At 63.5% G+C, this 12,027-nt stretch carries 11 protein-coding genes; 5 read left to right on the top strand and 6 right to left on the bottom strand.

What is annotated here, in order from left to right; translation table 11 throughout:
- Positions 1 to 6 precede the first annotated feature (6 nt).
- The 3 genes from ABH939_RS18220 (at position 7) to ABH939_RS18210 (ending at position 3,617) form a co-directional block, all read left to right on the top strand.
- Positions 7 to 1,203, top strand: a complete 1,197-nt coding sequence (locus tag ABH939_RS18220; protein ID WP_042452959.1) for an Ig-like domain-containing protein — start codon at positions 7 to 9, stop codon at positions 1,201 to 1,203.
- Positions 1,204 to 1,323: 120 nt separating this feature from the next.
- Positions 1,324 to 2,862, top strand: coding sequence for a hypothetical protein (locus tag ABH939_RS18215; protein ID WP_214514550.1), 1,539 nt, complete (start codon positions 1,324 to 1,326; stop codon positions 2,860 to 2,862).
- Positions 2,859 to 3,617: an ESX secretion-associated protein EspG gene (locus tag ABH939_RS18210; protein ID WP_054187843.1), complete on the top strand. Its 759-nt coding sequence runs from the start codon at positions 2,859 to 2,861 to the stop codon at positions 3,615 to 3,617. Before ABH939_RS18215 ends, ABH939_RS18210 begins: the two co-directional genes overlap by 4 nt.
- 15 nt (positions 3,618 to 3,632) lie before the next feature.
- On the opposite strand, the gene ABH939_RS18205 is transcribed toward ABH939_RS18210, so the two are convergent.
- From ABH939_RS18205 to ABH939_RS18195, 3 genes are read right to left on the bottom strand one after another with little or no spacing between them, the layout of a single operon-like run.
- Positions 3,633 to 4,382 (bottom strand): SDR family NAD(P)-dependent oxidoreductase, encoded by a 750-nt coding sequence (locus ABH939_RS18205; RefSeq protein ID WP_003942076.1) that lies wholly within the window; start codon positions 4,380 to 4,382, stop codon positions 3,633 to 3,635.
- Positions 4,383 to 4,397: 15 nt separating this feature from the next.
- Positions 4,398 to 6,719, bottom strand: a complete 2,322-nt coding sequence (locus tag ABH939_RS18200; RefSeq protein ID WP_404649922.1) for an arylsulfatase — start codon at positions 6,717 to 6,719, stop codon at positions 4,398 to 4,400.
- Positions 6,716 to 7,693 carry a TauD/TfdA family dioxygenase gene (locus ABH939_RS18195; protein ID WP_042452972.1) on the bottom strand — a complete coding sequence of 326 codons (978 nt, stop codon included), beginning with the start codon at positions 7,691 to 7,693 and terminating at the stop codon, positions 6,716 to 6,718. Before ABH939_RS18195 ends, ABH939_RS18200 begins: the two co-directional genes overlap by 4 nt.
- A gap of 342 nt (positions 7,694 to 8,035) precedes the next feature.
- Here ABH939_RS18195 and ABH939_RS18190 point away from each other — a divergent pair, with 342 nt between their 5' ends.
- Entirely contained in the window at positions 8,036 to 9,307 is a 1,272-nt protein-coding gene (locus ABH939_RS18190; protein WP_074447122.1) for an ROK family transcriptional regulator, read from the top strand.
- A 15-nt stretch (positions 9,308 to 9,322) separates the two neighbouring features.
- Here the strand turns inward: ABH939_RS18190 and ABH939_RS18185 are convergent, their stop codons facing one another.
- Positions 9,323 to 9,682 carry a YybH family protein gene (locus ABH939_RS18185; RefSeq protein WP_404649921.1) on the bottom strand — a complete coding sequence of 120 codons (360 nt, stop codon included), beginning with the start codon at positions 9,680 to 9,682 and terminating at the stop codon, positions 9,323 to 9,325.
- Positions 9,683 to 9,752: 70 nt separating this feature from the next.
- Between ABH939_RS18185 and ABH939_RS18180 the strand changes: the two genes are divergently transcribed.
- Positions 9,753 to 10,622 (top strand): LysR family transcriptional regulator, encoded by an 870-nt coding sequence (locus ABH939_RS18180; protein ID WP_404649919.1) that lies wholly within the window; start codon positions 9,753 to 9,755, stop codon positions 10,620 to 10,622.
- Here ABH939_RS18180 and ABH939_RS18175 read toward each other — a convergent pair.
- Positions 10,588 to 11,592 carry a tocopherol cyclase family protein gene (locus tag ABH939_RS18175; protein ID WP_007735336.1) on the bottom strand — a complete coding sequence of 335 codons (1,005 nt, stop codon included), beginning with the start codon at positions 11,590 to 11,592 and terminating at the stop codon, positions 10,588 to 10,590. The two genes, ABH939_RS18180 and ABH939_RS18175, sit on opposite strands and share 35 nt — an antisense overlap.
- Positions 11,589 to 11,981, bottom strand: a complete 393-nt coding sequence (locus ABH939_RS18170) for a PaaI family thioesterase (protein ID WP_003942017.1) — start codon at positions 11,979 to 11,981, stop codon at positions 11,589 to 11,591. Before ABH939_RS18170 ends, ABH939_RS18175 begins: the two co-directional genes overlap by 4 nt.
- Positions 11,982 to 12,027: the final 46 nt, after the last annotated feature.

Below are 12,027 nucleotides of genomic sequence, written 5' to 3'. Positions count from 1 at the left end.
GTTGAAGTGCATGAGCTGGGTGGTAGGAGAAGTCGTTCGCGTCTTGTTGCGTTGGTAGCTGTATTGCTCGCTGTGATGGTGGCCGTCGTCGGCTGCACGATCGGTGGCAAGGACGGACAGGGCGGCGCGGCGGCCGCCGAGCCAGCACCGGTGGCGACCGTGGTGTCGACGCCGGCGCCCGGCACCAAAGATGTCAGCCCGGTCGCCCCCGTCTCGGTGGCGGTGACCCAGGGAACGCTGTCCGACGTCAGCCTCAGCAATGCGGCCGGTAAAGCCGTTGCAGGACAATTGTCGCCTGACAAGACATCGTTCACCGTCAGTGAGGCACTCGGCTACGGCACCACGTATTCGTGGTCGGGCTCGGCAACCGGGACCGACGGTAAATCCGTGCCAGTCCAAGGGAGCTTTACGACGGTTGCCCCGGAGTCGACCACCGGCGCCACCCTCAACATCGCCGACGGCCAAGAAGTTGGTATCGCGGCACCGATCACGTTGCAGTTCGACAACTCCGTCGTCGACAAGGCGGCCGTCGAGAAGGCGCTTGTCGTGACCACCGTGCCGCCCACCGCCGGATCGTGGGCTTGGCTGGCCGACGACAACGGCGGATCGCGGGCCCATTGGCGTCCGGCCGATTACTGGGTGCCGGGCACGACTGTCCATCTGGACGCCAAGCTCTACGGCTTGAACTACGGCGGTGGCGCCTTCGGCGACCAGGATCTCACGCTCGACTTCACGATCGGTCGTAGCCAGATCGTGAAGGCGAATGCGCCCAGCCACCGCATGCAGGTGGTGCGCGACGGTCAGACGATCATGGACATTCCCGTCAGCTACGGCGAGGGAAACGAACCTCGCAACGTCACGCGCAGCGGCATTCACATGGTGACGGAGAAGTACGAAGACTTCATGATGTCCAATCCGCCGTTCTACGAGAACGTGCGTGAGCGTTGGGCCGTGCGCATCTCCAACAACGGCGAATTCATCCACGCCAATCCTGAGACCACCGGGGTGCAGGGCTCGTCGAACGTCACGAACGGTTGCATCAACCTGTCGACATCCGACGCGCAGGAATACTTCGGAACCGCCCTCTACGGTGACCCCGTAGAGGTGACCGGCACGTCGATCGACCTGTCTCCTGCGGACGGCGACATCTACGACTGGGCAATCGATCTGCCGACCTGGAAGTCGATGTCGGCACTGCCGTAACTCTGTACTGCGGTAAATCCGTGGATGAGGGAACCGTCCGGGCTCTGCTTGCGTCTGTACAGGTAAGTGCTGTCGGCTCGGGGGAGTCCGACGGGGGTTTTCGACTTCAGGGGGACAGCGGTGGGCATTCCATTTCTGGAAGACGTGCTGGGAAGAATCTCCGAAGCGACGCAGGCCGTGCCTCCCGGCGTGGCGGCATTGCCAGTTGTCGGCACTCCCATCGCGAGCGCAATCGCTACATCTGCTCTGGTGCAATCCATAACCGACGACCGCGGCGCGTTCGACGACGAGATGGCTGCTGCGACCGTCGACGCCGATGTGGAGCGCGCACGAGCCTGGGGTGAGCGCGATGCCCTCACCGCCCAGACGTCGTCGCTCGAGTACAGCGAACACGCAATCGTGGACGACGATCCGTTCGATGCGATGTCGCACTCCGAAATCTTCGACCACGTCAACGAGATGAATCCGGCAACCCTGAGTGCGATCGGTGAGGCTTGGAAGGCCATTGCAGGCCGGGTCGAAGCCGGCATCGGGAAGTTCCAGAACGACGTGAACGGTGCGATCACCGAAGGCTGGCAGGGGCGCGGCGGCTCGGCTGCGCTGGAAGCAGTGCTGGCCTACTCGGCTGATGCGGGTGAGCTGAAGGTGCGGGTCGATCTGATCTCGAACAAGATCGAGGAGGCGAAGATCGCACTCGACGAGGCCAAACGCTCGATTCCGGCCCCCGACGGCGCCTCGACGGTCGAGAGGTTTCTCAGCATGGTTCCCGGGGCTACATGGAAGCAGGCCCAATACGAAGCGGAAGAAGCCGAACGTCAAGCGCGCCAGGTGATGAAGGACGTGTATCTGCCGTCCATGAAGCGTGCGGACGATCAGGTGCCGATCCTCCCGGCCGCATTCAATCCGGTCACCGGCGGTGGAGGGGCTGGAAGTGGCGGGGCTGGAAGTGGCGGTGCATTCGGTGGTGGTGGTGCCGACGGCGGGAACTTTTCGGGTCCAGGAAACGGGCTCGGCACGCCATCTACATCGGGTGGCGGAGTCGGTGGGGGAGCGGACGGTGGAAACTCCGGCGGTGCAAACCCGGCCGGAGACGGTTCCGGTCAGAATCCATCCGGCACCGATTCCGGAAATGGTGACAACCGTAGCGGCGTTGATGCCCAAGGGAATCCGAACGTCGATGCAGTTCGATCCGGAACCGATTCCGACCCGGCCGGGACCACGGCGGCACATGCCGGCCCACTGCCGGCCGGTGCAGCGCCAGGTGGCCTGGCAGGTGCAACTCCGAATGGCGCTCAGCTTGGTTCCGGAACGCCGTCAGGCCTGGTAGGTAGCGGTTCGGGTGGTGGTCCTGCTGGTGGAATCGGTACCGGAGGCTTCGGGCCAGGCGGAACCGGAGTCGGAGCCCTCGGCCCTGGCGGCACCGGTGGCCTCGCCGGTGGCGGGCGTGGGGGCGTCAACGGAACTGGCGGTACCTCGGCGACGGGCGCGCAGAGCGGTCGGGGCGCGATGGGTGGCGTCGGCGGCATGGCACCGGGACGAGGGCAAGGGCAAGACGAAGACAACGTTCACGACACCCCCGGCTACCTCGTCACCGTCGAGAACGGCAATGCCCTGGTCGGCGACCTACCGATGGTCTCCCCGGCGGTGCTGGGCGAATGACCACCATGCAGTGGCAGTTCACCGGCCTCGAATTCCAGATTCTCTGGGAAGCGGTCGGACGTGACCGACTCCCGTACCCGCTGCGGTTTCGTCCGACGGCCGAAACCATGAACGAGCTGACAGAAGAGCGACGTCGAGCGGGAGCACACCTGGCTTGGTTGCTCGACGATCGGCTGCATCACGTACTCGGTGCTCTTGCGAATCCTGATGCTCGCGTGGAGGTTTCCGGTTTTCACGGGCAGAACATGAGTACGGTGACGCGATTGCACGGCGTTGTTGCCGGCGACCTGGGGGTGCTCCTGACTCAACTGCCCGGCAGGACTGTCGACTGTGGCTCCGACGTGGTTTTCACCGTGGTACGCCCATCGGCAATTCCACGGATGCTCGTCGATCACCTGCCGACCTGCCCCGCTGGATCGGAGCGTGGTGTGAGCATCGAAAGGCCGAAAACTTCCGGTAGAGCGAGCTTTCTGAGCAGTGCTGCCGGTGCGCGCGGGAGCGAGGAAGTGAGCAGATTCTTCGGCCGAGAGCGGACCTCGATCGGTGAAGTCACCACATACCCGGGAGGAGCGGTGGACAGCAGACCGACAGACGACGGAATAACGTTCCACTGGTACGACTATGCCGGAGATGGTCGGTACATCGTCACCGCTGATGAAACCGTAAGTGCCCGTAGCGCTTCCACGGAAATGACGGAGGCCGAGATTGCACGCAATCTCGGCCTCGTCCTGCACCGGGTGATTCGCACTGGTTAGTCAGAACGATTCGAACTAGCTGGTGGTGCGGTGGAACCGACCGGGGCTTGCCTGATCCCTCGGCTTGACGATGATCTGATCGAGGTTCACATGTGACGGCCGCGACGCGACAAAACCGATGATCTCGGCGATGTCCTGCGCCACCAACGGTGTGATTCCCTCGTACACCTTGTCGGCCTTGTCCTGATCGCCCTCGAACCGGACGAGTGAGAACTCCGTCTCGACGGCTCCCGGCGCGATTTCGGTCAGTCGAACGGGCTTGCCCAACAGTTCACCACGCAATGTCCGATGAAGGACGGCTTGAGCGTGCTTGGCGGTGGTGTAGCCCGAGCCGTTGTCGTATGCCTCCAGCGCGGCCACCGAGGTGATGGTCACGACCAGACCGTCACCCGAATCGATCAGCTTCGGCAGCAGTGCCTTCGTCACACGCAACGTGCCCAGAACATTGGTCTCCCACATCCACCGCCAGTCGTCCAGATCGGCGTCCAGGACTGTTGCCAGACCCTTTGCACCACCCGCGTTGTTGACCAACACGTCGACACGTGGGACCACGGCCGCAAACGCGTCGACGGAATCCTCGTCGGTGACGTCGAGTTCGAGAGCGGTACCACCGATTTCCTCGGCGATCTTCTCGAGACGATCGACGCGGCGAGCACCGATCACGACGTGGAATCCCTGAGCTGCCAGGGTGCGGGCGGTGGCCTCACCGATTCCGGAGCTGGCTCCGGTGACTACGGCGATGCGGGCATCGGAAGAAATGGTCATGATGCAATCGTAGGGCTAGTCGGCGGCATACTCTGCTTCCCGTTCGATGGATTCGATGTGACGACGCGGTACTTGTATCCGACCGGGTGTGTAGGTGACGGCGCGCAGCGCGCCGCTGTACCGGAAGGGACCATGGCGTCGTCGTACCTCCCACGACACAGGTCCCCTGGCGTCGACACCGACCGAGATACCGGTCCACGGCGCCATTCCCACCAGTTGTACTTGCCCGAGCAGCCGGCCCGCGTGAATGCCGTCGACGCTGACGTGGAGATCCCAACGCAACCGCGGTACCACCGTCACCGACAGCTCGATGCGTTTGGTGCCGAGCGCCAGCGGTCCGGCGTCGACAACGGAGTAGGAACCGAACGCGTTGTACCCGAGATGCAGGTGCCCGTCCTCGACGTAGAGAAGGTACCCACCCTGCGGATCGCCATGGGCGACAAGGACACCGGCGTCACTTTCGCGGTAACCGTCGAGTTCGACCGTGACGTCGAAGTCGCGGAACCCGATCAGCTTGGATGAGCGGTAGCGCTCCAGCGGGGGCGTTCCGGCAAGTAGTCGCACCGGGCGTGAGAGTGCTCCTTCCTCCGGACGGCGAACCGCGCCGACGGTATTGCCGAGTAGAGGAAACACGGTGTTCGCCCACGCCGAGTGGTCCCAGGCCTCGGCGAGTTCGCGAACCTTGTCGGGAAACCGTGATGCCAGGTCGTCGAGCTCGGTCGGGTCGGTGCGGACGTCGAACAACTGCCAGTGCGGTTTGTCGATGTCCGCCGGGGTGAGAGCCAGCAGTTTCCAGCCGTCCTTGTAGTAGCCACGGTTGCCGGTCATCTCGGTGTACTGCTCGGTGTGAGTGCTCGGAGCGGCAGACGAACGCAGAACGGACGCGGAAGACACCCCGTCGAACTCTTTCACCGGGAGCCCGTTTCGCACACTGGGTGCGTCGATTCCGGCCAGTTCGAGCAGCGTAGGGGTCAGGTCGGTGACGTACGCGAACTGGTCGCGAATCCCGTTGTCGTCTGCTCCGGGTTTCAATCCAGCGGGCCAGGACAGGAGAAAAGGAACACGGATCCCGCCGGCAAAGGATTGCCCTTTGTAGAACCGGAACGGGGTGTTGGACGTCTGTCCCCATCCACGTGGATAGTGGACGCCCAATTCAGGTCCGCCGATGAGGGATTCGTCGTGGGGGACATCGCCCACCCAGTCCGGATCCTGAATATGCGCGAACTGTGCGAAGTAGCTTCGGGTCCCGTCCGAACCGCCCTCGGCGGTGCCGCCGTTGTCGGAGGTGAAGACGATGATCGTGTTGTCGAGCTCGCCGAGTTCGTCCAGGGTGTCGACGATGCGTCCGACGCTCTGATCGATCGAGTCGACCATCGCCGCGTACACCTCCATGTAGCGGGCGAACCTGGACTGCACTTCCGGCGTGAGTGATTCCCATTCGGGGACGTCGAAGCCGGGTTCGGAGTTTCGCGGTGCTTGTTGCGTACCTTCCGGAAAGAGGCCTTGCACGAGCTGAGAGGCGAACCGCGACTCGCGGATTCGATCCCACCCTTCGTCGTAGCGGCCGCGGTACTTTTCCTGGTCGGCAGGCTTGGCCTGCAACGGTCCGTGCATGGCGACGTGTGCGAAGTAGAGGAAGAACGGCTTGTCCTGATCGTGGGCGCGGAGGTCCTTGATGTACCCGACCGCTTTGTCGGTCAGATCGTCGGTGAGGTAGTACCCCTCGGGGTACTCGTCCACGTCGACCACAGAATTGTCGGAGATCAGTTGATTGGGATAGTAGAAGGAGTTGAGGCCTTCGAGTGAGCCGTAGTAGCGATCGAAACCGCGCTGCGTCGGCCAGGAGTCACGACTTCGTCCCGGGGCCAGGTTGGCGTCGCGTACGAGGTGCCACTTGCCGACGGCATAGGTCGCATAGCCCGCGCCGCGGAGGATTTCGGGGAGTGTCTGGACGTCGTCGGCCAATTCCAGACGCAGTCCGGGGTAGCCCGGATCGGCGTTGGCGACAAAACCGTACCCGGCGCGGTGCGGATTCAGGCCGGTGAGAAGAGCTGCGCGCGACGGCGAGCAGAGGGGCGTCGTGTGATAGTTGGTCATCCGAATGCCCTGCGCGGCAAGGCGGTCGAGGGTGGGAGTCTCGATCTCGGAGCCGAACGGCCCGATGTCGCTGTACCCCATGTCGTCGATCAGAACCACGACGATGTTGGGTGATCCGGGAATCGGGGTCGTGGAGGTGGGCCACGACGGGGTCGAATCGGCTGCGGTGCGGCCGATTCGACCCTCGAAGCCTTCGTATCCGCGGGCGTGCGGAGGAGGGGCGGAATCCGGTGAAGTCATGGGAGAGTCGAGGCGCCTTCGATGATCGAGTATTCGGAAGCGTCGCCGGCGATGCTGCGGCTTCGTTCCCCGTGGATGTTGACCGGGATGTCGCCGGCAAGGGTGATGCGCTCCAGACGCCGGTACTGATCGTCATAGTCGGCGATCGCGTAGTGCTGGGTGGCGCGGTTGTCCCAGATCGCGACGTCACCCGCTTCCCAGTTCCACCGCGTCGTGTACTCGAGCTTGATGGCGTGATCCTGCAAGAGCTTGAATACACCGTTCGACTGTTCGGTGCTCAACCCGACGAAGTTCTTGACAAAATGTCCGAGGACGAGCGTGCGTTCTCCGGTTTCGGGGTGGACCCGCACCACCGGGTGTTCCGTCTCGAAGTACGTGGACTGGAACTCCTCGCGGTAGGCGGCCGTGCGATCTTCGGTGAGCCGCTCGGCGCTGGTTGCCGCATAGTCGTAGACGTTCGTGTGGCGAGCCCAGAGGTTCTCCGCGAGCGCCTTGAGCGGATCCGGCAGTCCGTTGTAGGCGGCTACCCCCGACGCCCACGTCGTGGAACCGCCGTATTCGGGTAGCTGCACCGCGCGCAGGATCGAAGCCTTGGGGATGCGGTCGACGAAGGTGACGTCGGTGTGCCAGCTGTTGGCCTTGCCCAGGTCCGAGTCGATGGGCAGAACTTTTGCGCCGTGCGACTTCACGGTGGGGTGGGCAGTGGTCGGGGTACCCAGCAGCTGGGCGAACTCGTACTGCGAATCGTTGTCGAGGTGGTCTTGCCCGCGAAAGAAGATCACCTTGTGTTCGAGAAGTGCTTGCCGGATGAGGGAAATCGTCGCCGGGTCGAGATGCCCGCCGAGAGTGATTCCGTCGATTCGGGCGCCGATATGCGCGCCGAGGGTGGTGACAGTGCCGCGAGCGGCGTCAACGGCCGCTCCGTTCGTTGATGCCGAATTCGTGAGGGTCGGCTTGGCGAAAGCTGTAGACATGGTGCACCTTTCGTGGGGAGTGTGCCCACCCAAACACGCGAGATTTCGCCCCGACAGGGTTGCGTTCAGTGTGATCGTTACCGCACCTGATTTGTGAATCTCGGTGAAGCTGCTACTTTTGGAGCCATGTCGACCGACCAGCCTGCCGCTTTGCGGGTCACCTATGTGACCGCTGCGCTTGGTTCGCGTCTGCCTCTGGCGCGAGAGCTGTGTTGTCGCCGCCGTTCTTTCTGCAGCTAATTTCTGCGCCTTTTCTGTCTATTTCTTCGTGTGACCAGTGGAAACGCTGATTTCTCGGTCGACAGAGATATGCGCCTTCTCCTCCTTCTGCAAGGGACAGCCATGTCGACACCCACAATCTCCGCCATTCCGAACATCCGATCGCGAACCGCGCTCTCGGGAACCCGGACCCGTACCCAGATAGTTGCGCCCGAACTACGCATCGCCGACGGTCCGTCCGCGACTGTGTTGCGCATTGCTCGATCCCGTGGGCCGCTCTCACGTGACACTGCGGCAAAGGCATCAGGGCTGAGCATCGCCACCGTGAACCGGCAGGTCACGAGCCTGCTGGACCTCGGGATCCTGCGCGAACGCGCGGACCTGACGGCATCCGGAGCAATCGGGCGTCCGCGAGTTCCGTTCGAGGTCAACCACGAGCCTTATCTGACAGTCGGCATCCACATCGGTGCCGTCGTCACCAGCATCATTGCCAGCGACATTCGAGGAAAGGTGCTCGGCGCCGTCGAGATTCCGACGCCTGCCACCAATTCTGCTGTCGCGCTTGCCACGATTGCGCGCTCGGCCAAATCCTTTGCCTCGCGGTGGCACAAGCGTCGTCCGCTCGCCGTCGGCGTGGCCATCGGCGGTCGCGTCGATTCAGCGACCGGAGTCGTCGATCACCCGCGTCTGGGATGGAAGGGCGCCAAGGTCGGGTCCATCATCGGAGCCGGCTTGGATCTCCCTGTATCGGTAGCCGCCCACGTCGAGGCGATGGCCGCGTCGGAACTTCTGCTCAGCACCGACCGTGCCGAAGCCCCGACGCCGGGCACTACCGGCCTGTACTTCTACGCTCGTGAAACTGCCGGTATCGCAATCACTTTCGAAGGGCGAGTACACACGCCGTCCAGCGGACCCGGTTCGATCGCGCACCTCCCCACCGGTTCGTCCGCACGGTGCACCTGCGGAGCCGTGGGTTGCCTTGAAGCGACGATCAGTGACCGCGCCGTAGTCGCGCAGGCTTTGTCTTCGGGCGCCGTGATCCAGGGCAGCGAGCGTGTCACGATCGCGGACGTCTACCGGGCAGCGTCGTCGGGTTCCATTCCGGCACACGAGCTTCTGGTTGATCGAGCACGCGTCCTCGGCCGGACAGTGGCGATGCTGCGTGACCTGTTCAACCCGGATCGGGTGATTCTGGGTGGTCAGGCATTCACCGACTATCCGGCCGGGGTGCCCCATGTCGCCGAGGCCTTCTCGACGGCATCCTCCTTGGAGCGTAAGGACATTCGAATTACCGGTTTCGGCAATCGGGTTCAGGAATACGCTTCCACGGTCGTGTCACTGAGCTCGCTGTTCGCCGATCCGGCGGCGGCCATGCGGCGTGCGTCGGCCGTCTGACTGCGAAGAGGGCAGTCAGAGTTCCGGTCGATCGAGCACCCGCAACCACGAACCGTCGGGCTGGCGGCGCGCCACCTGTGTGCGTCCGCCGGTTCCGTCGGAAGGTTTGGTCGAGGTCATGGCGAGGTCGTCGCTGATCACCGTTGGTAGGGCTTCCTCGACGGTGAATCTCGGTGCAGCTGCCAGCATCAGAGAGATCACCTCGCGGATGGCTTGGCGGCCCACGGTGAGTGATCCGGGCGGGAAGGCCATCACCGCATCCTCCTCGTAGAGTGCGGCGACGGCGTCTGCGTCACCAGCGTTGGCGAACTGCACAAAAAGCTTCGCGATGTCTTCCGGGGTTCCGGCCTTCTGAACGTCATCTGTTGTTGTCATGCTTCCATCGTTCTACCGCACAGGTGATAAGTCCAAGATCTAGTTTGTCTCGCAGCTAGAATCAACAGTTATGGAACTTCGGCAGCTCGAATACTTTGTCACGGTAGTGGAGGAAGCCAACTTCACTCGCGCCGCCGAGCGGCTTCACGTAGCCCAACCGGGTGTGAGTGCGCAGGTCAAACGGCTGGAACGTGAGTTGGGGCAGGAATTGCTCGATCGTAGTGGTCGAACCGTTTGTCTGACCGACGCCGGGCGAGCTGTCCTCCCGCACGCCTACGCTGCACTCGCTTCCGTTCAGAGCACCCGCGACGCTGTCGATGCCTTGAACGGACTGGTTCGGGGTTCCGTTTCGGTCGGGATGGTTACCGCCTGCGCTTCCGCCGACCTCACAGATCTGCTCAGTCGGTTGCACACCAGACACCCCGGACTGGACATTTCGCTGGCCGAGGACGATTCGCGCAGTTTGCTTGCCGGAGTGTTGGACGGAACCTTCGACATAGCCGTCATCGGGGTGGCGGGCAAGCTGCCGGAAGGGCTCGAATCGAGGGTGATCACCGACGAACGACTGGTGGCCGGAGTGGCGGCGGATCATCCGCTGGCCGAGGTGTCGTCTCTGCCGTTTGCCGAACTCGCGACGCAATCGGTCATCTGTCTGCCGGAGGGAACCGGCATCAGAACGTGTCTGGACTTCGCGTGCGCCGCAGCCGGCACCAAGCCGACGGTTGCGCTCGAGGCAAGCAACCTCGGCATCATCGTTTCATTGGCAGCGCAGGGGCTGGGAATGGCCGTGCTTCCGGAGTCGACAGTGGGGGAGTTGCATCGGATCGATCTCGAACCGGAAGCACGATCTCGGCTGGAATTGGTCTGGCGTTCGTCGGGCGGCAAGAATCCGGCGGCCTCTGCTCTCATCGATCTTGCGAGAGCTGTTCCCGCCGAGTGAGTTCGGCCTGCGCCCGATCCAATCCGCCGTGCTCGAGAGCAGCCAACCTCGACCTGTCCTTCCAGACGATGGTGCCGCGTCGCCGGACGATGACCGACATCGTTCCACCGAGATGCTCGAGCGCTCCTGGCACGTTTCGACGCTCGGCAGGTATCGGAACAGGAAGTATGTGTGCGTCGGCGATGGGTGCGGTCCCGTCGATGTCGACGCTCCACTTCCGGCTGTAACCCCGAAGCGTCCAGCGATCGTCGGACACCGTCGTCTCCACCTGTGACGTCAGAGGATTACCCAGCCGCAACACCGTTCCGTCCGGTAGCGCGGCAACGACGGCGGTGACTTCGGTGCGCAGAGGTCCGGCGCTGACCTGTCCGCCGGCAAACGCCACGCAGGCTCGAGGATCGGTGAACCCCTGTGCCTGTCCCCACCACCAGGATTCCGGGAATCCTCCCTTTCCCCAGTTCTTCTCGCCGTACACCTGCGCTCCGGTGAGATCCCAGCTCTGTCCGTCGATGACGGCGCTTCCCTCGACCCGGCCGCCGAGCAGCCACGGATGCCAGTACTGATTGAGTGCGGGAACTGATTGGAAGTAACTCGACCCCCCGAAGCGGCGGTGCGGCCAGAATCGCTGATTGCTGATGCGTACGTCGAGATGACTGTCGCCGAAATCGACCTGGAGTCGATCGGCATTGCCGCGGAAAGCGTTGTCGGCGTAGGCCCCCAGGATACGGGGATCGGCCGATCCATTCGGATGCTCAGCAGTGCGGAGGAATCCGCCTGGGTGTGCCGCGAGGCCGAGCGTCGACCAACTGCCGCCGTCGGCCTTGTTGATTCCGGCGAGCGCGATCACCACCCGTCCGCTGTCTGGCATCGTGAATCGCCAGAAGTAACCCTCCATCGCAACGTCATGGGAGGCAAGCAGATTGCCGTACGGCAGGGTGGCACCCGAGGCGCGGTACGCGGGAAGCTTCACGGTCCCAGTACTGCCTGTGATGCGGTGACCTGAGCGACGAGGCGGCCCTCGTCGTCGCGGATCTCGGTCACCACCGCGACGGTGCTGCGCCCCGCGTGCAGTGGCCGGGCGGTGGCGGTGACCGTGCCCTTGCGCACGCCGCGAGTGAAGACGGTCGACGAACTGGTGGTGGACGTACTTGCGCCGGGCGGCAGATTGAGGAATGCACAGACGGCGCCGACGCTGTCTGCCAGCGTCATCAAGGCGCCGCCGTGCATTCCGTTGCCGGCGGTGGTGCGGTGGCTGTCCCAATCCAGATGGCCGACAACCTGTTCGGGTGCCGCGCTGTCCAACTGAATTCCGGTGTGAACTGCAAAAGGCATGCTCGCGACAAGTTGTTCGAGGTCCATGCCTACCGATGTTAACGAGCCGCCGAAACCTCCGTCGGGACTTCGG

The organism is Rhodococcus sp. 27YEA6 (genome assembly GCF_044908235.1).
Taxonomy (GTDB): domain Bacteria; phylum Actinomycetota; class Actinomycetes; order Mycobacteriales; family Mycobacteriaceae; genus Rhodococcus_F; species Rhodococcus_F qingshengii.
This window is presented reverse-complemented; position numbering and strand designations above follow the sequence as displayed.

Bases quoted from the DNA above. Each gene is read 5' to 3' on its own strand.
- ABH939_RS18170 (WP_003942017.1), bottom strand. From the start codon at position 11,981: ATGGACCTCGAACAACTTGTCGCGAGCATGCCTTTTGCAGTTCACACC.
- ABH939_RS18180 (WP_404649919.1), top strand. From the start codon at position 9,753: ATGGAACTTCGGCAGCTCGAATACTTTGTCACGGTAGTGGAGGAAGCC.
- ABH939_RS18210 (WP_054187843.1), top strand. From the start codon at position 2,859: ATGACCACCATGCAGTGGCAGTTCACCGGCCTCGAATTCCAGATTCTC.
- ABH939_RS18200 (WP_404649922.1), bottom strand. From the start codon at position 6,719: ATGACTTCACCGGATTCCGCCCCTCCTCCGCACGCCCGCGGATACGAA.
- ABH939_RS18190 (WP_074447122.1), top strand. From the start codon at position 8,036: ATGTCGACACCCACAATCTCCGCCATTCCGAACATCCGATCGCGAACC.
- ABH939_RS18195 (WP_042452972.1), bottom strand. From the start codon at position 7,693: ATGTCTACAGCTTTCGCCAAGCCGACCCTCACGAATTCGGCATCAACG.
- ABH939_RS18185 (WP_404649921.1), bottom strand. From the start codon at position 9,682: ATGACAACAACAGATGACGTTCAGAAGGCCGGAACCCCGGAAGACATC.
- ABH939_RS18205 (WP_003942076.1), bottom strand. From the start codon at position 4,382: ATGACCATTTCTTCCGATGCCCGCATCGCCGTAGTCACCGGAGCCAGC.